This is a genomic window from Brachybacterium nesterenkovii (genome assembly GCF_900163655.1).
Taxonomy (GTDB): domain Bacteria; phylum Actinomycetota; class Actinomycetes; order Actinomycetales; family Dermabacteraceae; genus Brachybacterium; species Brachybacterium nesterenkovii.
The window spans coordinates 57,438-78,853 of the sequence record NZ_FWFG01000048.1 but is presented as its reverse complement, the minus strand read 5'-3'; the positions used below and the strand labels follow the sequence as shown (position 1 = coordinate 78,853).

Sequence of the window (21,416 nt, the reverse complement as noted above, 5' to 3'; positions counted from 1 at the left end):
CCGGGAGAGGACTGCTCGCCCGGTCGGCCGACGACGACGCGGAGCCCGTGGGGGATGCCGTGCTCGTCCGTCGGTCCGCTCCCGTAGCCTGGGCCCGTGGTCACCGCTCTGTATCGCCGCTATCGCCCCGAGACCTTCGCCGATGTCATCGGCCAGGAGCACGTCACGGTGCCGCTCATGCGCGCCCTGCGCTCCGGGCGCGTCGGGCACGCCTACCTCTTCTCCGGGCCGCGCGGCTGCGGGAAGACGACGAGCGCGCGCATCCTGGCGCGCTGCCTGAACTGCGAGCAGGGGCCGACGGACACCCCGTGCGGGCAGTGCGACTCCTGCCGCGACCTCGCCCGCGGCGGCCCCGGCAGCCTCGATGTGGTGGAGATCGACGCCGCGAGCCACGGCGGTGTCGACGACGCCCGCGAGCTGCGCGAGCGGGCGACCTTCGCCCCGGCCCGCGACCGCTTCAAGGTCTTCATCATCGACGAGGCCCACATGGTCACGTCGGCCGGCTTCAACGCGCTGCTGAAGCTCGTGGAGGAGCCGCCCGAGCACGTGAAGTTCGTGTTCGCGACGACGGAGCCCGAGAAGGTCATCGGGACCATCCGCTCCCGCACCCACCACTACCCGTTCCGGCTGATCCCGCCGCAGATCCTCACCCCGTACCTCGAGGAGATCTGCGCCGCCGAGCACGTGCCCGCGGGGGAGGGCGTGCTGCCCCTCGTGGTCCGCGCCGGCGGCGGCTCGGCCCGCGACACCCTCTCCGTGCTCGACCAGCTCATGGCCGGGGCGGGGGAGGACGGCCTGGACCACGCCACGGCCATCTCCCTGCTGGGCTTCACCGACACGGCCCTCCTGAACGCCGCGGTCGAGGCGATCTCGCGGCGGGATGCGCAGGCGATGTACGCGGCGGTCGAGCAGGTGATCTCCTCGGGCCAGGAGCCGCGGCGCTTCGTCGAGGACCTCCTCGAGCGACTGCGCGACCTGATCGTGCTGGCCGCCGTCCCCGAGCGCGGCGAGGATCTCCTGCCTCAGCACCCCGCCGATGAGCTCGCGCGCATGCGCGACCAGATCCAGGGTGCCGACCCGGCGGATCTCTCGCGCTGCGGTGATCTGGTGCACGAGACCCTGTCGACCATGTCGGGTGCGACCTCCCCGCGCCTGCACCTCGAGCTGCTCGCCGCGCGTCTCGTGCTGCGCGACGAGCGCGCCCAGGCCGCACCCGCGGCGCACGCCGGTGCATCGTCCTCGGGCGGTGCACCGATGGCGCAGAGCGGTGGACCCTCGGGCGCTCCGGCCGGAGGCGCGGGAGCCGCCTCGGGACGAGACCGGGCCCGGCAGATCGCCCAGCAGCAGGCGGAGGCCGCGCGGCGCGCACGCGACGGTGTCCCGGGAGGGAGCCCCGCGCAGGTGGCAGAGCCCGCTGGCCGCGAGCAGACGGCGGGCACCGCGGCGCCCGTGGTGGACGACGGCTGGGGGCCGGTGGCCCCGATCGGCCAGGGCGGATCAGGCCAGGGCGGATCCGACCAGAGCGGATTCGGGGAGGGCGGATCCGGTGACGATCGCGCGCCCGACGGCGGAACTGCGCACGAGACCCCCGCGGATCGAGCGGACGTCGACCGTGCCGCGCCGATGCACGGCGGCATCGCCCCTGAGCAGGGCGTTCATGGCGGGCGGGCGTCGGCGGATCCCGTTGCCGTGACGGCTGCACCGGATGCGCCGCATGTCACCGAGGGTGCCCCTGCGACGGGCAGCGCATCGTCCGACGCTCCCGCTCCCGCTCCCGCTCCCGCTCCCGCTCCCGCTCCCGGAACCGACGCCGGTGCCGATACCGCTTCTCCCGCCCCTGCTGGTTCCCCTGCCGGGGACGGCCTCGACGCCGACGAGGTGCGCGGGCACTGGTCCGCGATCCTCGATGAGCTCCAGCAGATCCGCCGCCCCTCGTGGGCGCTCGTCTCCCAGAACGCGGAGGTCCACTCCGTCCGCGGGGGAGCGCTCGTGCTCGCCTTTCGCACGGAGGGGCTCCTCGCCGCGTTCCAGCGGGGTACGGGCGCCGCCAACGTGGCGGATGCGGTGCGGCGGGTGATGCGCCGGGACGTGACGGTCGAGGGCGTCGTCGGCGAGGGACCCGCGGGGCCTCCGGCAGGTGGGAACGACGGGCCCCGACCGGGCGGGGCCCAGCCGGGCGCGTCCCAGCCCGGGGGGCCGCGACCTGGAGGGCCTCAGCCCGGTGGACGTCGGCCGAGTGGGCCGGGCAGTGAGCCGCCGCGGGATGCGCCGTCGAACGCCGATCCGCAGGCCGCTTCGCGACAGGGCGGACCCGCAGTGCGCCCGCAGCCGTCGAACGGCGGCCCGAGGCACAATGCTCAGGGCCAGGGCCAGGGCCAGGGCCAGGGCCAGGGCCAAGGCCAAGGCCAAGGCCAAGGCCAAGGCCAGGGCCAAGGGCATGGACAGACCGCGCAGCCCGGCCGCCCGCAGGGTCGGGGGCCGTCCGCCCCGGTGCCGCCGTACGTTCCCGACGAAGACTTCCCGCCCGAGCCGGATGACCCCTACCCGCCGGACCCCTGGGACCACGGCGGTGCCGCGCAGGCGGTGCCGGAAGAGCCCGACGACGTTCCCGCGGGAACGTCCGCACCGGCGCAGACCGGCGAACAGAGCGCTTCCGCTCCGGCCGCTCCGGCGGGCGCGGGGGACCTGACGCCGCTCACGATCCCCGACGACTCCCGCGACGACGTCCCCGACGACGAGCCGCGCACCCACGGCCAGACGGCCCTGCGCACGGCCCTCGCTGAGGGCCGCCCGGTGCGCACCGAGCCCCGAGAGCGCTCCGCAGGGTCCCCGGCCACGGCCGCGGGCGAGCAGGAGCCATCCCGTCCGTCGGCGACCGGTGCCGATGACGTCGCCCCGGACATCGCGGTGGGGCGCGATGAGCCCGTCGCCCCGTCGGCGCCGCCCGCCTCGACATCCCCCGCTCCGGCTTCTGCCCCCGCTTTCGCATCCGAGTCGGAGCCTGCGCCATCGTCTCCTCCGGCATCGGCGGTTGCCGAAGCGGACGACGGCTGGGGTGCGCCGATCACGCTGGGCACGGGCGGCGGACCGAGCGCCTCGTCCGCGCAGAGCGTCCCGTCTGCCCAGAGCGCCCCGCCCGAGCAGATACAGACCGCACCCTCGCAGCGGCCCGACCGGGCGCCGTGGCCCGACACCGCACAGGAGCAGGCTCGCCCGCACGGTGCCTCCGGCGCGGCGCTCGCCCGCGAGGCCGCGCTCGCCTCGCGCCGCACCACCCCGGCAACGCAGCGCGGACGCGGCGCGGGCCACGCCGAGCCCGGAGCGCCTGAGGACCTGACCGGCGGTGCCACCCGTGACGACGAGGACGCCCAGGTGTCGACGCGCCGCCCGCAGGAGCTCGTCGAGCAGCTGCTGGGCGGACAGGTGCTCGAGGTCATCGACGAGACCCGGTGACGGGCCCGCCCTGACGGCGGCCTCCGTCCGGCGGCGTCCGTCCGGCGGCCCCGTCCGGCGGCGTTCATTCGGCTGCATCCGTCCGGCTGCGTCCGTTCCGATGCCCCGGGCTGTCCCGGCTGCCCCGAGCGTGACCGCCGCCCGCTGCTCCCCGCCGCGTGTGGCGCCCGTCGCCCCGCCCCATCGGCTGTCCAGGTCCGTCGGACCGCTCGCCTAGAGTGGCAGGCGTGTACGAAGGCATCGTCCAGGACCTCATCGACGAGCTCGGCCGGCTGCCGGGCATCGGCCCCAAGTCGGCCCAGCGCATCGCGTTCCACCTGCTCGACGCCGACGAGGCCTCGGTCCGTCGGCTCGCCGAGGTGCTCGTGACGGTTAAGGACACCGTGCGCTTCTGCGAGATCTGCGGCAACGTCTCGGCCGACGAGCGCTGCCGCATCTGCACCGACCCGCGTCGCGACGACCAGGTGATCTGCGTGGTCGAGGAGTCCAAGGACATCGTCGCCATCGAGCGCCTCCGCGAGTTCCGCGGCCGCTACCACGTGCTCGGCGGCGCGATTGACCCGATCGGCGGCGTCGGCCCCAACGACCTGCGGATCACCGAGCTCATGGCGCGCCTCGGATCCGGCGAGACCCAGGAGATCATCCTCGCGCTGGACCCGAACATCGAGGGCGAGGCCACCGCCGCCTACCTCTCGCGCCTGCTGCAGCCGCTCGAGCTGACCGTCACCCGCCTGGCCTCGGGCCTTCCTGTGGGCGGTGACCTCGACTACGCCGACGAGATGACGCTGGGCCGGGCCTTCGCCGGTCGCCGCGCCGTCTGAGCGGGGGAGCGGGCCACCGATGACGGGCGCACAGCATCCGGGGCATCCGGGCGACACCGGTCCGGGCGCGCCGTCGCAGCCCGTCCCCGGGGCGCAGGGTGCCAGCGCCCTGGGCGCTCCGGCCCCCGCGGTCCCGATGCGCCGCATCGCGCCGCTCACCGCGCTGCCGCCGCCCCCGCGCATCGGCCCTGACGAGCCCGCCCTGCCCGACGAGATCCTGCTCGAATCCCGCCGCGAGCTCACCCGGCGCCTGCTGCGCCAGGTGTGGAAGCCCGCGCTCGTCATCGCGGCCCTCTGGTTCCTGCTGGTGATCGGCTACGTGCAGTCAACCTCGCCGACCATGTGGGCGCTGTCCCCGCTCTACCTGGGCTCGGACATCTCGCTGGGCACTCTCCTGCGCACGCTCGGGCTGTCCCCGTGGGGCGTCACCGCGGCGCTGCCGCTCGTACCGATCCTCGGCACCGCCGCCTCGATCGCCCTGGTGCCCGTGGCATCCGCGCGGATCGCCCGCCTGAACCCCCGCCACGAGCTCACGGACCTCGCCTTCCGCCGCCGCATCGCCCGCACCTGGGCGCGGATCCTGCTGGCGCCCGTCGCCGCGACCATCGGGGTGCTGGGCCTCGCCGTCCTCTGCCAGGCGCCGCTCGCGTGGAGCGACCTCAGCTACGGCGTGCTCGCCGGCTTCGCGGGCGGCATCGGCCTGACCTGGTGCGCGACCATCGCCGCGCGCGCCCTCCTCGACGTCACCGCGGTCCTGGGGGAGCGCGACGCGGGGGGCGCGCTCGCCCAGGACCGCCGCCACCTGCCGCCGAGCGCGCCGCTCGACGTCCCGCGGTTGCTGTGGCGCAGCCTCCTGGAGACCCTCCGGGCGCTGGCCGTGACCGCCGGCGCGGTCGTGCTCCCGCTGGCCTGGCTGGTGTTCGGCTTCGGGGATGCCGTCGTGGTGTTCGGGAGGGTGTCGGACCCGTCGCTCGGCAGCCGCATCGACACCGGCCTGAGCCTGGCGACGTGGATTGTCGGCGGGACGCTGCTCGCGCTCGCCGTCGCCGCGATGGCGCTCGTGCCCTGGATCGCGATGCGCACGGCCGATGGCCTGCGCTCCCAGGTCACCGACCTGCGCACCTACCCGGCCTGGAACGACCGCGCCCTGGTCAACCCGTGGGAGCGCCGGGTGTGCACGGTGATCGCCACCGCGGACACGGCCATCGCGCTCGCCGCCCTCCTGCTGCTCGTGCTCTCTCTCGCCGCTGTCGGGGGCCTGGACGCGATGGCGTGGATCTGGATCGTCCTCGACCTCGTGCTGGTGATCCCGGTGCTGTTCGGGATTCTCCTGTGGCGGATGCGCGCCCGTCTGCGGGATGTGGTCTACGGGCCCGCGTCAGCGCACATGCGGCGCCGCTGCCCGGCCGCGCGCATCGCTCCCGAGGCCGGCACCCGCAGCGAGCTGGCCGCCGATCCCGTCGTCCGTCAGCGCCTGCGGGCGGCGGCCGGGGACGCGTATGGGCTGGATCCCGTCGGGAGTGGATCCGGCCCCGTCGGCAGCGGCCCTGACCTGGTCGGCAGCGGCCATGGCCCTGGAGGAAGCGCCGCCGGGGTGGCTGGCCGGCCCGATCCTGCCCGTGATCTGCCCGACGGCGAGCTCCCCGACTTCGGGGCCACGGGCTCGAGCCTCACCCCGATCCCGCGGCGCGTCCGCCGCGATGACGGTTCGATCCCCGAGGACCTCACCGACCTCGGCCGGCCGCGCCGTCGCTGAGCCGACCGCTGGCAGGGGCCCTGGCCACCGCTGAGCCGACCGCTGGCAGGGGCCCTGGCCACCGCTGAGCCGACTGGTCCCAGTGCGGGGGCGTCCAGAGTCTGCAGTCCAGCGGCATGCGCCCTGGCATATGCGAGGCAGATGCTGCTGGACTGCAGATTTGGGACAGGGGTGTCCCGGGCGGCAGCGCGGCAGGACGTCCGAGCGGTTCACCCTGCGGCCTCGGGTGCCTGCCCGCGGTCTCGGGCGCCTACCCGCCGCGTCAGGCGATGCGCGTGCCCGTGCCCAGGCGCCTGACCGGGGCCTTGATCCGATAGGTCGCCACGGCCACTGCGCCCGCCGCCACGAGGGCGTGCGCCCCCAGGCCCATCGGCCACACCGGGAGCGTCCACGGCTGCTCGAGGTCCTTCGGGTAGCCCTCCGCCTCGGTGTCCCAGCACTCCACGAAGTGCGAGGGGTGCGTGGGGTGGGCCAGGTAGCGGACGAGGGTGGAGATGCCGCGCAGGGCGTCGATGTCGCCGGGGCCGATGTCGTCCTGGCCGATCGGGATCTGCGGTGCCGTGTCCGCGACGATCACGAAGGGGTTCAGCCACAGCAGGGGCATCAGCAGATCGGTGCGGACCACGTCCCGCACCTCCTGCGTCTTCACGCAGCGCCCGGCGTCCATCGAGCCGGACGTGTACTCCGTCTCGTAGACCGTGACCTCGTGCTTCCACACGACGAACGGGGCCGCGCAGGCGAACACGATCGGCAGGATCGTGGTGGTGCCCAGCACCACCAGGTACGACAGCACGACGGAGCCCAGCGGGCGGTTCGTCAGCGAGGACAGCCCCACGCCGATCGCCGTGATGCACAGCGTGAGCGCGGCGATCATGGCGATCACCCGGGCGACGTAGAACGGGCTCGCCCCCGCCAGGAGGGCCGCCGGGACCACCGAGGGCAGCGCCGCGACGAGGAAGGCGAGCCCGGTGATCCACCCCGCGAGGACCTTGCCCACGACGATCTCCAGCGGGGACAGGAGCGTCGCCTGCAGCGTCGCCAGCGTCCCGTCGGCCCGGTCGCCGTTGATGGCCGCGGAGGACATCGCCGGGATCACCAGCAGCATCGCGAAGATCAGCAGCAGCACGCTCGCGCTGAACACGATCGCCCCGGCCAGCCGGAGGTCGTCTCCGAAGACGCTGCCCGTGCCGAGCCACATCGAGGCCAGGCCGATGAGGACGGACATGCCGGTCAGCAGCAGGAACCAGATGCCGAGCGCGATGTACCAGCGCACGGTGCGGACGCGCTGGCGCAGCTCGAGGTCGATCATGAGGCCGACGCCCCGGGGTCGCAGGCTCATCACAGGGCTCCCTTCCGCTGGGCGGCCTCGGTGGACAGGTAGGCGGACTCGAGGCGCCCCGCGCTGGGTGCGAAGGCGACGAGAGCGGCGTCGGCGCGCACCAGATCGGCCAGCAGGCGCGCGGCCGCCTCCTCGTCGCGGGCCATGACGATCGCCTCGGCGTGGCCGCTGACGGCCTGGTCCGGCGGGATGACGGCCACGTCCTGGAGGCCGACGGCGGCGAGGGCGTCGTGCAGGCGGGTGGTGGAGGCGGACTCGAGGCGCCAGGGTCGCGGGCGGTGCGCTAGGTCGCGCACGCTCGACTGGTCGACGAGGGCGCCCTGGTCCATGACCGCGACGTCGTCGGCCATCTCCTCGAGCTCGGTGAGGATGTGGCTCGAGACGAGGACCGTGCCGCCGCCGGCGGCGACGGAGCGCACGATCCGCTGCAGGTTGCGGCGCGAGGAGGGGTCGAGGCCCGAGGCGGGCTCGTCGAGGATCAGCACCTGCGGGCGGTGCATGAGCGCGCGGGCCAGGCCCAGGCGCTGCTTTTGCCCGCGGGAGAGCACGCGGGCGGGCTGGGTGGCGAGGGACTCGAGGTCCACCTCGGCCAGGAGCTCGGGGATCCGCTGGCGGATGTCCGCGCTCGGCATGAAGTAGGCGCGGCCCACGATCGACAGCACCTCGTGGACCTTCAGCGAGTCCCAGGTGCCGAACTGGTCGGGCATCCACCCCACCAGGCGCCGCACCTCGGCGGGGTGCGTGAGCGGGTCGTACCCGCAGATGCGTACGGTCCCGGTGTCCGGGGCCAGCAGCGAGGCGAGCATGAGCATGAGGGTCGACTTCCCGCAGCCGTTGGGACCGACGAGCGCCGTCACCCGTCCGCGGTGCGCGGTGAGGCTCATCCCGGCGACGGCCTGCACGCTGCCGAAGGCGCGGTGCACGCCGTCGACCTGGATGCCGGGGGCGTCCGCCGCGGCCGGAGCCGACGGACCGGGGACGGATCCCGCGCCGCGGATCGGACCGGGCTCGGGAGCGATGGCAGGGCCCGATGGCGCGACGGCGCCGTACGGATGAGGCGACGAGGCCCCGCCGGGCGCGGCGTGATCGCCCTCGTGCGGCGGTCTGAACTGCGGAAGAGTCATCGTGGTCCCCCTGAACGGTCGGTGCCGGTCCGCGGCGGCCCTCGTGCATCGGCGGCCCGGCGGATGGTGCGCGGCGCCGTCCCCCGAGAGCGCCGGTGGATGGATCATGCCACGCCAGGGGCGATACTGGTGATCTCCACCACGTGCGCGCCCGTCGCCCGCCTCGTGCGCACCGTCTGCCCGCCCCGGCTCGCTGCCTGTCCCACCGTCTGTTCGCCCCGCCCCGGGAGGTCACCGATGCCCTCGCCCCTGCTGCGACAGCTCCCCGTCGCCGGCTCTTGCCCGGCCGACCGGGCCGAGCAGGCGCTCGCCCACGGCACGCCCGCGCCCCTCGCCGCCGACCTGCGCGCCCTCCTCGGCACCGAGCAAGTCCTCACCTCCGCGAGCGACCTCGTGCGGTACGCGAGCGACGCCAGCCCGTACCGCATGATCCCTCAGGCCGTCGTGCAGCCGCGGAGCATCGAGGACGTCGCGGCGATCTGCCGCTACGCCGCCTCCCACGGCCGCACGATCACCTTCCGCGCGGCCGGGACCAGCCTCAACGGACAGTCCCAGGGCGACGGGATCCTCGTGGACGTGCGCCGCCGCTTCTCCTGGGCGCGCCCCGAGGACGGCGGCGAGGTGCTCGCCGTCGGCTGCGGGATGGTGCTGGCGCGGGCCAATGCGCAGCTCGTGCCGTTGGGCCGCAAGCTGGGGCCCGGCCCCGCCTCGAGCGGCGCCGCGACCGTCGGCGGCGTCATCGCCAACAACGCCTCGGGGATGGCTGCGGGGACCCGCTGGAACGCGTACGCGACGCTGCGCTCGATGGTGTTCGCGCTCCCGTCGGGCACGATCGTCGACACCGCCGCACCCGACGCCGACGAGCGCCTGCGCGCGGCCGAGCCCGAGCTCGTCGCCGGGATCGAGGCCCTGCGCGAGGAGATCCGCGGCGACGACGCCCTCGTCGCGCGCCTGCGCTCGAAGTTCTCCATCAAGAACACCAACGGCTACCGCCTGGACGCCTTCTGCGACGAGGGCTCTCCCGTGCAGATCCTGCGCCGCCTGCTCATCGGCTCGCAGGGGACCCTCGGCTTCGTCTCCGAGGCGCGGATGGAGACGGTCCCGATCGGACGCCTGTCCACGACGGCGTTCCTGCTCTTCGCCGACCTCCACGCGGCTGCCGCCGCGGTGCCCGTGCTCATGCGCGCCGGCGCCCGCACCGCCGAGCTGATGGACTGCCAGAGCCTGCGGGACACCGCGCACATCCCCGGGGCCCCGGCCTGGCAGCAGGAGCTCGCCGACGGCGTCGCCGGCGTGCTCACCGACCTCCGGGCCGATGACGAGGAGACGCTCGCCGCCTTCGAGGAGCGCGTCATGGCCGAGCTCGGCGAGGGCGTGATCGGCGGGGAGTTCACGCGCGACCCGAGGACCGCGGGCGGCTACTGGGCGGTGCGCAGCGGCGTCCTGCCCGCGATCGGCGGCGCGCGTCCGCAGGGCACCGTCGTGCTCGCCGAGGACGTCTGCGTCCAGCCCGACGCGGTGGCCGATGCCGCCGTGGACCTCGGGGAGGTGCTGGCCCGCCACGGCTTCCCCAGCGCGGTCCAGGGCCACGCGAGCGCCGGCAACCTCCACTTCATTCTGCTCGTGGACACCACCGACGAGACCCAGCTCGCGCGCTACCGGGCCGTCATGGACGACGTCGCGGACCTCATCGTCGACCGCTACGACGGCTCCCTCAAGGGCGAGCACGCGACCGGCCGCAACATGGCCCCGTACCTGCGCAAGGAGTGGGGGGACCGGATCGTCGGCCTCATGCGGCGGGTCAAGGAGCTCATCGACCCCGCGGGGATCCTCTCGCCCGGCGTGATCCTCGATGACGACCCGCTGGCCAACGTGCGCCACCTGAAGTCGCTGTCGCCGGTGCAGGCCGAGCTGGACCCGTGCATCGAGTGCGGCTTCTGCGAGCCCGTCTGCCCGAGCCGCGACGTCACGACGACGCCGCGCCAGCGCATCGTCCTCGAGCGGGAGATCGCCCGTCAGGGCGGCAGCGGGGAGCTCGTCGAGCGCCTCGCCGCGGACTTCTCCTACGAGGCCGTCGAGACCTGCGCGGGCGACTCCTCGTGCGCGATCGCCTGCCCCGTCGACATCGACACCGGGGCGGCGATGAAGCACGTGCGCCGTGCCGGCCACGGCCGCGTCGCCGAGGGCCTCGCCGCGGAGGCCGCCCGGCGCTGGGGCGCCGTCACGCGCGTCGCCCGCATCGGGGTGGGGGCCCTCGGGGCGGTCGCCCGCAGGGTCGGGGATCGGCCCCTGGGCGCGGCGTCGGCGCTCGCGCGGCGGGTCGGCGGTTCCGATCTGGTGCCCGCGTGGATCGGCACCATGCCCCGCGGAGCCCGGCCCCTGCCGACCACCGCGGACGACGGGGCGGGCGCCGTGTACCTGCCCGCGTGCATCAACCGGATCTTCGGGGTCCCCGCCGATGCGGGGGCCGCGCTGAGCGTGGTCGAGGCCGTCGTCGCGCTGGGGGAGCGGGCCGGGGTGCCCGTCTCCATCCCCGACGGCGTCGGGGACCTGTGCTGCGGGACCGTCTGGCATTCCAAGGGCTTCGAGCGCGGCGAGGAGATCATGGCGCGCCGCCTGCTCGAGGCCCTGTGGCGCTTCAGCGACGGCGGGCGGCGCCCGATCGTCGTCGACGCCTCCTCCTGCACCCTCGGCATGGCGCGCGAGATCCTCCCGCATCTCACGCCCGAGCAGCGACAGCGCCATGCGCGCATAGAGATCCTCGACGCCCTGACCTGGGCGCGCCGGGAGATCCTGCCGCGCCTGGAGACGACGAGTCCCGCTGAGCGCGCCGTCCTGCACCCCACCTGCTCGATGGCCCACCTGGGGCTCGAGGACGATCTCGTGGCCGTCGCGAGCGCGAGCGCCCGCGAGGTCGTGCGGCCCGTGGCGACCTGCTGCGGCTTCGCCGGCGACCGCGGGTTCCTGCACCCGGAGCTCACGGAGGCGGCCACCGCCCAGGAGCGCGAGGACGTCCTCGCCGTCGACGCCGATGCCCACCTGAGCGGCAACCGCACCTGCGAGCTGGGGATGGAGCACGCGACCGGGAAGGCCTACGAGTCGGCGCTCGTGGCGCTCGAGCGCGCGACCCGCTGACGACGGGGTACGCGCACGACCGCGCTCCCCGCGCGAGCGTCGCGGCGCCCGCGGGAGCCTTGCGGCGCCCGCGGGAGCCTTGCGGCGCCCCCGGGAGCCTTGCGGCGCCCGCCCTTCACCGCGCCTGCGCATCCTCTCCCCACGACCCGCGTGATGCCTGCGCCACGAGTGCTGGCATCCGCCCCCTCCGGGCGGGCACGATGTCCGAGGTCGCGGTCCCGTCGGCCGCCCCGACGACCCCGCAGGAGACGCCGTGGACCTGATCCACCTGCTCATGGACCCCGTCCAGCTGCTCGAGCGCTTCGGCGACGCCTTCTGGTGGGTGGCCCACGTGATCGTCTTCATCGAGTGCGGGCTGTTCTTCCCGATCCTGCCGGGCGACTCCCTGCTGTTCGCCGTCGGGATGTTCTCCCACAACGGCCAGCTGGGTCAGCCGCTGTGGCTCTCGCTCATCACGCTGTGGGTCGCGGCCTTCGGCGGCAACGTCGTCGGCTACGAGATCGGCCGCGCCGCCGGCACCAAGCTGTACGAGCGCGACGGCCGCTTCCTCAAGCGCAAGTACTTCGACCAGACCATCGCGTTCTTCGACCGCTACGGGCGCCGCGCCCTCGTGCTGGGGCGCTTCGTGCCGATCGTCCGCACGTTCATCACGGTCGTCGCGGGCGTGGGCCAGATGCCCCGCCGCGTGTTCTTCACCTGGTCCGCGGTCGGCGCGATCCTCTGGGTGTTCCTGCTCGTGATACTCGGCTACTTCCTCGGTCAGGTCGCCTTCATCCGCGACCACCTCGAGGCCGCCGTGCTGCTGATCGTCCTCATCTCCGTGCTGCCGATGGCGATCGAGGGCGGACGCCGATGGCTGCGCACCCGCCGCGGGACCGCCGCGGAGTGACGCAGGATCGCCGCGGAGTGACGCGGGGGACGCCGCGAGGCTGACCGCCGGATCCCCGCGGCGCGCACCGGCGACCGGCGAGGACGGTGAAGGGCGGGTGCCGATCGGCGCCCGCCCTTCCTGCATCCGTGCAATCGCGCGGAGGCACCCGCTCCGGGGCGGACGGAATGTCCGGCTCAGTACGTGTGCTGCCAGTGCCAGGGCTCGCTGGAGTTCTGGTAGGCGCTCTGGCCGAAGCCGAAGAGGATCGCATTGGCGAGCAGCCAACGGTAGGTGGCGTCGTCGCGCTCGAGGGAGATGTCGATCGCTCCCGTTGTCGCGTCCCCGTGGTTGGAGGTGCCGGGCACCGAGGCCCGCGGTGCCCCGTAGGCCACGAACAGCTGCACCTGCCGGTCGAACGGCCGGTAGGCGTCGTTCAGCGTGAACGTGCCGCCGGTGTCGCGGCGGAACTTGTCCTGCATGGCGAGGAACGCCTGGGCCGCGTCGGTGGGCAGCGTCCAGTTCGGGGCGACGATGGTCAGCTGCTCCGGCGCCAGGCGGCCGTTCGTGCCGTCGAACACCCGATTGGGGGAGGACATGATCCGCGCCCAGGTGCGCAGGTCCACGGTCCCCGTCACGGGGATCCCCTGGGCCTGCTGGAAGGCCCTGACCGCGGCGACCGTCGAGGCGCCGTACCTCCCGTCGATCGGGGCCCCCACCTTCGCCTGCACGGCGCGGACGTAGTCGCCCGTCGAGCCGCTCGAGAGCGTCGGGTAGGTGTACTTCGCCCCGCCCGCGGGGGTGGTGGGCGGCGGGGAGTCCCAGTAGTCCGGGGTGGTGAGCTGCCCGCCCTTGAAGCTCTGGTAGGTGATGCCGGTGCTGCCGGTGCGGACGTCGCCGATGGGGGCGTTGAGGTAGCCGCCCATGCCGCCGGCCGCCAGGTAGCGCCGATAGAGCGTGCCCGTGACCGTGAAGGTCCAGCCGTCGGTCGAGTAGATGCCGCCGTTGTCGAACTGCTGGTAGGCCGTGGCGCCGCGGTGGGTGCGGTCGCTCGTGACCATCCCGAAGGTCGAGGCGCCGCCGCGGGCGTCGTACTCGGCCAGCTGGTCACCGGTCACGAACGTGACCCCGCCCGTCACCGGGGAGTACTACAGGATCGAGCCGTCGGCGAAGTCCTGGCGCAGACCGTTGCCGTAGCGGTAGGCGTGCCCCGTCGGGGCGCCCACCGCGCTGCCGCCGTTGTGGGTGCGCCAGTAGGAGCCGGTCGGCCCGGACAGCATCACGGATGCGCGGGACGGGCGTCCGCCCACCACCCGGTACAGGACCGCAGTCATCTCGCCCCGGGTGATGGTCCTGCTGGGGCGGAACTCGCCCTTGGAGGACACGGTGACGAAGCCGTTGGCGTACGCCCAGGACATCTCGGTGTAGCTCGGGGACTGCGGAGTCACGTCGATGAAGGGGGAGCGGGCCGGGCCGGGAGCGCCCTCGAAGCGGTAGAGGCGGTAGAGGCGGTACAGCAGGGTCATCGCGGCATCGTGAGAGATCGCCGTCGTCGGACGGTAGGTGCGGTTTGCGTAGCCGGTGTCCAGACCGGTGCCGTAGGCCCAGGTGATCTCGCGGTAGTACCGGTCGGTCGTCGCGACATCGGTGTACGGGCTGGTCGACGGGGACGTCCAGGTGGAGGGGCCGCGGAGGGCGTAGAGCATCGCGAGGAACTCGGCGCGAGTGGTGCTCGCCGTCGGGCGGAACGTCCCGTCGGGCTCGGCGGTCACGATCCCCTGGGACTGCGCCCACAGGATCTGGTCGTAGTACCTGGTCCCGGCGGGGACGTCGGTGAAGCCGACCTGCGCGGGAGCGGCGACCGCGCGCAGGGGCATCGTCGGTGCGGGTGCCGCGGGCGTCGTCTCCGGGGCGAGCGTCAGGGCCGCTGCGGTGATCGGCGTGTCCGCGGCGGTCGGGCCGGTCGTCGCGGCGGGGGCCTCGGCGCTCGGTGCCGCCGCGGCCGGAGCCGCCGCGCTGTCGGTGCCAGCCGGCGCCGCGCCCTGCTCGGGCTGGGCTTCGGCGAGCGAGCCCTCCGTCGGCAGATCGGTCGGAGCCACGGGGGACGCCGTCCCGGATTCCGCAGCCGTGGACGAGGGGTCGGTCGTCTGCTCGGTCGTGGCCGCGTCACGCGGCGCTTCTCTCGGGCTCGGCGGCGCCCGAGACCGGTGCGCTCTCCGCGGGCGCCGCAGCGCTGTCCGATGCCGAGACCGTCGTCACGGGGCTCTCGCCCGCGCGCGCCTCGGAGGCGCCGAGCAGGATGCCCGTCAGGGCGATCGTCGCGAAGCCCGCCACGAGGACCGGGCGGGCCAAGGGGCCGGGGATGATGGTGCGCCGCATCGTGCCCGTTGCCTCGCCGGGGGCCGGGCACGGGGGCAGCGGGTGGATCGGGAGCGTCGTCCGGCGCGTGCGCTCGCGCGTGCGTCGTCGGGAAGCGGGGGAGAAGGACATCGTTCGCCGTTCGCCGGGACCGTAGGGCGTGGCCCCGAAGGACCGGTGCAGAGGAGGTCCGCCCGGAGCCGACGATGGGGGAGCGGGGAGCGGGCGCATCAGGACGCGGCAAGGGGCGGGGTGCCGCGGGCGGAGCCGGGGGGAAGCGGCGCCGCCAGCATCCCACACCGCGCGCACGCAGGCACCCCCAGGAGCGGCGTGCCCCGGGTCAGAGACGGCACCCCGCCCAGGAGCAGCCCGCCCGACAACGGTGCCCCCGCCGGGAGCGGCGCTCTCAGGGGCCTGCGCCGCTCCGCGGCCGCCTCTCCCTCCGCGGGTCGCCCGCGGACGAGCCGCAGGCGGCGTCGTCGTCTTCCGTAGACTGCCCGGAGCACCGAGCGCAGAGAGAGGGCAGCGATGAGCCTGGTCGTCCAGAAGTACGGCGGGTCCTCCGTCGCCGATGCGGAGTCCATCGTCCGCGTCGCGGACAGGATCGCGCGGTACGCGCGCGCCGGCCACCAGGTGGTGGTCGTGGTCTCCGCGATGGGCGACACCACCGACGAGCTCATCGACCTCGCCCAGCAGGTCACCGAGAACCCGCCCCCGCGCGAGCTCGACATGCTGCTGACCGCGGGCGAGCGCATCTCCATGGCCGTCCTGTCGATGGCCCTGAACTCCCGCGGCATCGGCGCCCGTGCCTACACGGGCTCGCAGGCCGGCGTCATCACCGACGCCACCCACGGCCGCGCCCTCATCCTGGATGTCACTCCGGGGCGCATCCGCGATGCGATCGACGAGGGCGATGTCGCGATCGTCGCCGGCTTCCAGGGCGTCTCCCAGACCACCAAGGAGATCACCACGCTGGGCCGCGGCGGCTCGGACACGACCGCGGTGGCGCTCGCCGCGGCCCTGGACGCCGACGTCTGCGAGATCTACTCCGACGTCGACGGCGTGTTCACCGCGGACCCGCGCATCGTCCCGGCGGCCCGCCGCGTGCCCGTCGTCTCGTGCGAGGAGATGCTCGAGCTCGCCGCCAACGGCGCCAAGATCCTCATGGTCCGCAGCGTCGAGTACGGGCGCCGCCACGGGATCCCGCTGCACGTGCGCAGCTCGTTCAGCGGCAACGTCGGGACGATCGTCAGCGACGACGGGGAGCGGATGATCCCCATCGATCCCGAGACCACCTGCCGCATCGGCGATCTGCCCCGCCTGGGCGCCGTCGCCGCACCCGCGGGGGACGCGGCGCCGACGGGCGACTCCGCCCCGACGCACGATCCCGCCCCGGCGGAGCCGGGGGGCGCCGCCGCACCGATGGACGCATTCGAGAACGAGGAGAACGCCGTGGACAGCTGGAACGCCGAGGGCCTCGAGGCGCCGATCATCTCCGGGGTCGCGCACGACCGCAGCGAGGGCAAGATCACCGTGGTCGAGGTCCCCGACATGCCCGGCAAGGCCGCCCGGGTGTTCGACATCGTCGCCTCCACCGGCGCGAACATCGACATGATCGTCCAGAACACGTCGACCACCGACGACACCGTCGCGATCTCGCTGACGCTCCCGGAGTCCGACGCGACCGCGGCGCTGGCCGCGCTCGAGGCCGCGAAGGACGAGGTCGGCTTCTCCGAGGTCCGCTACACCGACCGCATCGGCAAGGTGTCCCTCGTGGGCGCCGGCATGCGCCAGTCGCCGGGCGTCTCCGCCACGCTGTTCCGCGCCCTGGGGGACAACGGGATCAACATCGACATGATCTCGACCTCGGAGATCCGCATCTCCGCGGTCACCGACATCGAGCGCCTCGACGACGCCGTGCGCGTGATCCACACCGCCTTCGGCCTCGACTCCGACGCCGCCGAGGCCGTCGTCTACGGCGGCACCGGCCGCTGACCGAGCGCTCGCCCTCTGACCCGTTCCCGCAGGAGAACCCCATGACGCAGGACCGAAACGCCCAGCGCCCCGTTGCACAGGGCCGCGCCGACCAGGCCGCCGCGCAGATCCCCGGCCGCACCGCCGACGGGCCCGTCATCGGCGTCGTCGGCGCCACCGGCCAGGTGGGGCGCGTGATGCTCGCGCTGCTCGCCGAGCGGGCCGTGCCCCATCGCGAGATCCGCGCCTTCGCCTCCGCGCGCTCCGCCGGCGCGACCGTCGACTTCGCGGGCACCGAGGTGCTCGTCGAGGACGCCGAGACCGCCGACATCACCTCCGACGGCCACCGCATCGACGTGGCGATCTTCTCCGCGGGCGGCGGCACCTCGCTGCGTCTGGCGCCCCGCTTCGCCGAGGCCGGAGCAGTCGTCATCGACAACTCCTCCGCCTGGCGCAAGGACCCCGAGGTCCCGCTCGTCGTCTCCGAGGTCAACCCGGAGCAGATCGCGCAGCGCCCCAAGGGGATCATCGCCAACCCGAACTGCACCACCATGGCCGCCATGCCCTCGCTCAAGGCGCTCCACGACGCCGCGGGCCTGACCCGCCTGACCGTGGCGACCTACCAGGCCGTCTCCGGCAGCGGGGTCAAGGGCGTGGCCGAGCTCGCCGCGCAGATCCGCGCCGGTGCCGATGCAATCGAGGCGCTCGCGACCGACGGCTCCGCCGCCGCGCTGCCCGCCCCCGAGGTGTACGCGAAGACCATCGCCTACGACGTGCTGCCGCTGGCCGGGAGCATCGTCGAGGACGGCTCCGGCGAGACCGACGAGGAGCAGAAGCTGCGCAACGAGTCGCGCCGCATCCTGCAGCTGCCCGACCTGGCCGTCGCGGGCACGTGCGTGCGCGTCCCCGTCGTCACCGGGCACTCGCTGGCGATCCACGCCGAGTTCGAGCGCCCGATCACCCCGGACGAGGCGCGGTCGCTGCTCGAGGCGGCGCCGGGCGTCGAGCTCGCGGACATCCCGACCCCGCTCGAGGCCGCGGGCCGCGACGGCACCTTCGTGGGCCGGATCCGCCAGGACCAGTCCGTCCCCGAGGGCCGGGGCCTGATCCTCTTCGCCGTCGGGGACAATCTGCGCAAGGGCGCCGCCCTGAACGCGGTGCAGATCGCCGAGCTGGTCGCGGCGGAGATCGCGGCGCGCTAATACCCGATCGCGGGCGTCGGCGCGAGCAGTTCCGACCGACCGGTAGATCGGCCTCCCCCGGCGCTATGGTGGCGGGACGATGAGCACTCCACTCGACTCCGAGGGCGGCATCGCGCCGCTCGACCCGGGCAAATTCCCCCACTCCCCGTCCGTGGCTGACCCCGCGACCGCGATGAGCGACCGGGCCGGTGACGCGCTGGGCGTCCAGGACCACGGCTTCGCCGTGTCCCCGGGCTGGATGGCGCACGCCATCGCGACCCTCGACTCCGCCTCGGGCTCCGGCCCCGCCCCGACGGCCGGTGTCCGGCCGCGCCAGGGAGCGTCGAACGGCCGCCGCCGGGAGATCATCGACGCCGCCGCGGAGCTCTTCGCGATCCACGGATACCGCGGGGCGAGCCTGCGCGAGATCTCCGCCCGGGTCGGCATCTCCCACCCGGGGATGCTCCACTACTTCAAGTCCAAGGACGCCCTGCTGGACGCGGTGATCGACGACCTCGAGGGCCACGCCCAGCACGCCATCGACCAGATCCAGAGCATCGAGACCTCGGTGGAGCGCTTCGAGCGCACCGTGGCCCGGGACTTCGCCACTGACGCCCACCAGATCCTCCTGCTCGCGGTGCTCGCGACCGAGGCCATCGACCCGGAGTTCCCGGGCCGGATGCGGATCATCCGCCTGCGCCGCGTCTACGAGCACATCCTCGAACACGTCCTGCGCACCTTCGACAAGCGCGAGCAGCTGCGCGAGGGCCTCGATCTGGCCTGGGCGGCGCGCATGCTCGTCAGCGCCACCATCTCCCTGGCCACGCGGGAGGCGACGATCGGCGCGGTGCAGTCCTCGAGCGCCGGCGTCGCGGGGCCCGATTACCTCGCGCTGCTGGCGCTGATGCGCCGCTGACATGGCAGGCGCCGAGCAGTCCGCGGATGACGCGGCGGCCGCGCGCGGACGGTCGGACGATGCGGTGAGCTCCCGGCCGGTACCGGGCCCGGCCGCTGCGGCTGGGTATCACTCGACCGGGACGGACCCTGCGGGGGTCGGCTCGACCGGGGCGGGCTCGACCGCCGGAGATGCGGGGACCCGGGCGGTGACCGGATCGAGCGCGGCAGCGCCGGACCCCGGCACCCTGTCGAGCGCGACCGTCGTCGACGTGCGCGGACGTCGACTCGGCCGCGTCCACGACGTCTTCCGCGTCGACAGGACGGGGGAGGTCGCGGCGCTGTCGGTCGCGATCGGGCGCTGGGGAGGGCGGATCGTGCTCGTCGCCGCGGACCGTCTCAGTCCCGCGGGCTCCGGCCGTCTGGTCCTCGACCCCTCCACAGGGCCGCTCGAGGACGCCCCCGAGGCTCCGGTGACGGGGCATCTGACGGGGGAGGAGCTGGCCGCGCTGGGGGACGGTGCGTGCACGAGCGGCGTGCTCGGGGACGGTGCCGTGCGGGACGGCGTGCTGAAGGGCGCCGGAACCGGACGCTGACGACTGCGGGGCATCGCGGGTGCCGCTCCCCGTCCTCTCCGGGATGAGCCCCGGTCCACGTCGCTGATCCCCCGGCGTCCGCCCCGTTGCGCGCCGCGGCCCCATCCGCCCCGAACGCCCCGGCCGGAGCGTCGTCGCCTGCCATACTGTGCCCATGCGTGGAATCATCCTGGCCGGCGGTACCGGCTCCCGACTGCACCCGCTCACCATCGGCGTCTCCAAGCAGCTCATGCCGGTGTACGACAAGCCGATGATCTACTACCCGCTGAGCACGCTGATGCTCGCGGGCATCCGCGACATCCTCGTCATCACCACGCCGCAGGACCAGAGCGCCTTCCAGCGCGTCCTCGGCGACGGCTCCGCCTTCGGCGTGAACCTCCAGTACAAGGTCCAGCCCTCCCCGGACGGGCTCGCGCAGGCGTTCATCCTGGGCGAGGAGTTCCTCGACGGCGACCGCGCCGCGCTGGTGCTGGGCGACAACCTGTTCTACGGCCAGGGTATGGGCTCGCAGCTGCGCCGCTACACCGAGGTCGACGGCGCCGCCGTGTTCGGCTACTGGGTCGCGGACCCCACCGCCTACGGTGTCGTGGAGATGGGCGAGGACGGGCGGGCGATCTCGCTGGAGGAGAAGCCGGCTCAGCCCAAGAGCAACCTCGCCGTCCCGGGCCTGTACTTCTATGACGCGACCGTCTCCGAGCGCGCCAAGGCGCTCGAGCCGTCCCCGCGCGGCGAGCTCGAGATCACCGACCTCAACCGCACCTACCTGGACGACGGATCGCTGCACGTCGAGGTCCTGACCCGCGGCACCGCGTGGCTGGACACCGGCACCTTCGACGACCTCGCGGCGGCGGGAGACTTCATCCGCACCGTGCAGAAGCGCCAGGGCCTGTCGATCGGTGCCCCCGAGGAGGTCGCCTGGCGGATGGGCTTCCTCAGCGACGACGAGCTGCGCGCCAAGGCGGAGCCGCTCGTGAAGTCCGGGTACGGCAAGTATCTGCTGGACACGCTGGAGCGCGAGCGCGCGGAGCGCTGACGGGCCGGGCGTTCGAGCGCCTGCCCGGCGGGCTACGAGAACTGGTAGCTATACGTGCAGACACCCGTTCTGCGGGACCCGTCTGCATGTATGGCTACCAGTTCTCGCAACGTAGAGCCGGGCCAGCTGGATACGCTGCCCGCGCGATGTTCTCGGTTCAGACTGTCGTTGCTCGCTCGAACGCCCTGCGGCCCGTGGCCCCCGCTTCGGTGATAGCGTCGAGCAGTGCCGACACGGGTGCGCCGCCAGTCGTGCCAGATCTGTCCGTAGCTCAGGCGAATCGGTTGGAGGCCGAGTCGCCGCATGACGAGATCGCGTCGGCGATCCTCGGCGAAGGCTTCCGGAGAGCTGTGATACGTACGCCCATCCATCTCCAGGACCACTCCGCCTGCATAGGCATCGACGTAGCCGACCTCCTCGATGAAGACCTGCTGCTCGACCTGGAAGCCGCGGTGCCGCAGCCAGCGCACCACGCGTGTCTCCGAGCCGGACTCGCTGGCCGTCGAGAGGCTGTGGAAGGTGCGTCGGGCGGCGACGGGAGCTTCGTGGATCAGGGACATGAGGTCGTCGGGGAGGATCAGACCCTGATGCAGCGCCGACTCCATCAGGATGGCAGTCGTCTCGGGCTCCTGGCAGCGCAGAGCATGGGCGAGGAGCACCGGCACTGATGCGATCGGATCCGCCTCGGGCCACGAGGTGAGCCACGGTCTATGGGGGGCGGCCCACCGCGGGGCGGGACCAGCGTCGCGCTTGCGATAGACGTGGGCCCTTTGATCTCGAGCGCCGTCGGGGATCCACAGCTTGTGGGCGAACGCGGCGTCGACGCAGGTCGGACGATAGCCAGCGCGAAGCGCCCGCAGCGCGCGGGTCCGCGCTTCCGCTCG

At 73.8% G+C, this 21,416-nt stretch carries 16 protein-coding genes; 10 read left to right on the top strand and 6 right to left on the bottom strand.

The annotated features are described in order from the left end of the window. Positions 1-96 precede the first annotated feature (96 nt). From FM110_RS05055 to FM110_RS05045, 3 genes are all read left to right on the top strand, one after another. Positions 97-3,453, top strand: coding sequence for a DNA polymerase III subunit gamma and tau (locus FM110_RS05055; protein WP_143276273.1), 3,357 nt, complete (start codon positions 97-99; stop codon positions 3,451-3,453). Between the two features lie 227 nt (positions 3,454-3,680). Next, on the top strand, positions 3,681-4,274 hold the full coding sequence (recR, locus tag FM110_RS05050) for a recombination mediator RecR (RefSeq protein WP_087103349.1): 594 nt from the start codon (positions 3,681-3,683) through the stop codon (positions 4,272-4,274). Positions 4,275-4,293: 19 nt separating this feature from the next. Then, the gene (locus FM110_RS05045) at positions 4,294-6,030 is read left to right on the top strand and encodes a hypothetical protein (protein WP_087103249.1); all 1,737 of its coding nucleotides are present in this window, start codon (positions 4,294-4,296) and stop codon (positions 6,028-6,030) included. A gap of 262 nt (positions 6,031-6,292) precedes the next feature. Here FM110_RS05045 and FM110_RS05040 read toward each other — a convergent pair whose 3' ends face one another. Both FM110_RS05040 and FM110_RS05035 read right to left on the bottom strand, forming a co-directional pair. Beyond that, complete coding sequence (locus tag FM110_RS05040; RefSeq protein ID WP_087103247.1) at positions 6,293-7,369, bottom strand: ABC transporter permease; 1,077 nt, start codon at positions 7,367-7,369, stop codon at positions 6,293-6,295. Then, positions 7,369-8,493, bottom strand: a complete 1,125-nt coding sequence (locus tag FM110_RS05035; protein ID WP_087103245.1) for an ABC transporter ATP-binding protein — start codon at positions 8,491-8,493, stop codon at positions 7,369-7,371. The genes FM110_RS05040 and FM110_RS05035 overlap by 1 nt, the downstream gene beginning before the upstream one ends. Before the next feature lie 237 nt (positions 8,494-8,730). Between FM110_RS05035 and FM110_RS05030 the strand changes: the two genes are divergently transcribed. Both FM110_RS05030 and FM110_RS05025 read left to right on the top strand, forming a co-directional pair. Next, entirely contained in the window at positions 8,731-11,628 is a 2,898-nt protein-coding gene (locus FM110_RS05030; RefSeq protein ID WP_087103243.1) for an FAD-binding and (Fe-S)-binding domain-containing protein, read from the top strand. Between the two features lie 274 nt (positions 11,629-11,902). Further along, positions 11,903-12,517 carry a DedA family protein gene (locus tag FM110_RS05025; RefSeq protein WP_087103348.1) on the top strand — a complete coding sequence of 205 codons (615 nt, stop codon included), beginning with the start codon at positions 11,903-11,905 and terminating at the stop codon, positions 12,515-12,517. Between the two features lie 176 nt (positions 12,518-12,693). Here the strand turns inward: FM110_RS05025 and FM110_RS05020 are convergent, their stop codons facing one another. From FM110_RS05020 to FM110_RS05010, 3 genes are all read right to left on the bottom strand, one after another. Next, a complete protein-coding gene (locus FM110_RS05020) occupies positions 12,694-13,614 on the bottom strand; it encodes a peptidoglycan-binding protein (RefSeq protein WP_143276271.1) in 921 nt (306 codons plus the stop codon). Between the two features lie 30 nt (positions 13,615-13,644). After that, the gene (locus FM110_RS05015) at positions 13,645-14,595 is read right to left on the bottom strand and encodes an S-layer homology domain-containing protein (protein WP_087103239.1); all 951 of its coding nucleotides are present in this window, start codon (positions 14,593-14,595) and stop codon (positions 13,645-13,647) included. A gap of 67 nt (positions 14,596-14,662) precedes the next feature. Further along, entirely contained in the window at positions 14,663-14,875 is a 213-nt protein-coding gene (locus FM110_RS05010) for a hypothetical protein (protein ID WP_143276269.1), read from the bottom strand. 507 nt (positions 14,876-15,382) lie between these two features. Here FM110_RS05010 and FM110_RS05005 point away from each other — a divergent pair. The 5 genes from FM110_RS05005 to rfbA all read left to right on the top strand — a co-directional run bounded on the left by FM110_RS05005 (position 15,383) and on the right by rfbA (position 20,532). After that, positions 15,383-16,849: an aspartate kinase gene (locus FM110_RS05005; protein ID WP_087103236.1), complete on the top strand. Its 1,467-nt coding sequence runs from the start codon at positions 15,383-15,385 to the stop codon at positions 16,847-16,849. 41 nt (positions 16,850-16,890) lie between these two features. Further along, positions 16,891-18,030, top strand: a complete 1,140-nt coding sequence (locus tag FM110_RS05000) for an aspartate-semialdehyde dehydrogenase (protein ID WP_087103234.1) — start codon at positions 16,891-16,893, stop codon at positions 18,028-18,030. A gap of 79 nt (positions 18,031-18,109) precedes the next feature. Then, positions 18,110-18,925: a TetR/AcrR family transcriptional regulator gene (locus FM110_RS04995; protein ID WP_087103232.1), complete on the top strand. Its 816-nt coding sequence runs from the start codon at positions 18,110-18,112 to the stop codon at positions 18,923-18,925. A 187-nt stretch (positions 18,926-19,112) separates the two neighbouring features. After that, entirely contained in the window at positions 19,113-19,499 is a 387-nt protein-coding gene (locus FM110_RS04990) for a PRC-barrel domain-containing protein (protein ID WP_159457980.1), read from the top strand. Between the two features lie 154 nt (positions 19,500-19,653). Beyond that, the gene (gene rfbA, locus FM110_RS04985) at positions 19,654-20,532 is read left to right on the top strand and encodes a glucose-1-phosphate thymidylyltransferase RfbA (protein WP_087103229.1); all 879 of its coding nucleotides are present in this window, start codon (positions 19,654-19,656) and stop codon (positions 20,530-20,532) included. 32 nt (positions 20,533-20,564) lie between these two features. Here rfbA and FM110_RS14485 read toward each other — a convergent pair whose 3' ends face one another. Continuing rightward, entirely contained in the window at positions 20,565-21,191 is a 627-nt protein-coding gene (locus tag FM110_RS14485; RefSeq protein WP_234991918.1) for an endonuclease domain-containing protein, read from the bottom strand. Positions 21,192-21,416 lie beyond the last annotated feature (225 nt).

Excerpts from the sequence above, each read along its gene's own strand:
- rfbA (WP_087103229.1), top strand. The coding sequence starts at position 19,654 with ATGCGTGGAATCATCCTGGCCGGCGGTACCGGCTCCCGACTGCACCCG.
- FM110_RS05010 (WP_143276269.1), bottom strand. The coding sequence starts at position 14,875 with ATGCGGCGCACCATCATCCCCGGCCCCTTGGCCCGCCCGGTCCTCGTG.
- FM110_RS05000 (WP_087103234.1), top strand. The coding sequence starts at position 16,891 with ATGACGCAGGACCGAAACGCCCAGCGCCCCGTTGCACAGGGCCGCGCC.
- FM110_RS04995 (WP_087103232.1), top strand. The coding sequence starts at position 18,110 with ATGAGCACTCCACTCGACTCCGAGGGCGGCATCGCGCCGCTCGACCCG.
- FM110_RS05005 (WP_087103236.1), top strand. The coding sequence starts at position 15,383 with ATGAGCCTGGTCGTCCAGAAGTACGGCGGGTCCTCCGTCGCCGATGCG.
- FM110_RS05045 (WP_087103249.1), top strand. The coding sequence starts at position 4,294 with ATGACGGGCGCACAGCATCCGGGGCATCCGGGCGACACCGGTCCGGGC.
- FM110_RS05035 (WP_087103245.1), bottom strand. The coding sequence starts at position 8,493 with ATGACTCTTCCGCAGTTCAGACCGCCGCACGAGGGCGATCACGCCGCG.
- FM110_RS05025 (WP_087103348.1), top strand. The coding sequence starts at position 11,903 with ATGGACCCCGTCCAGCTGCTCGAGCGCTTCGGCGACGCCTTCTGGTGG.
- FM110_RS05030 (WP_087103243.1), top strand. The coding sequence starts at position 8,731 with ATGCCCTCGCCCCTGCTGCGACAGCTCCCCGTCGCCGGCTCTTGCCCG.
- FM110_RS05040 (WP_087103247.1), bottom strand. The coding sequence starts at position 7,369 with ATGAGCCTGCGACCCCGGGGCGTCGGCCTCATGATCGACCTCGAGCTG.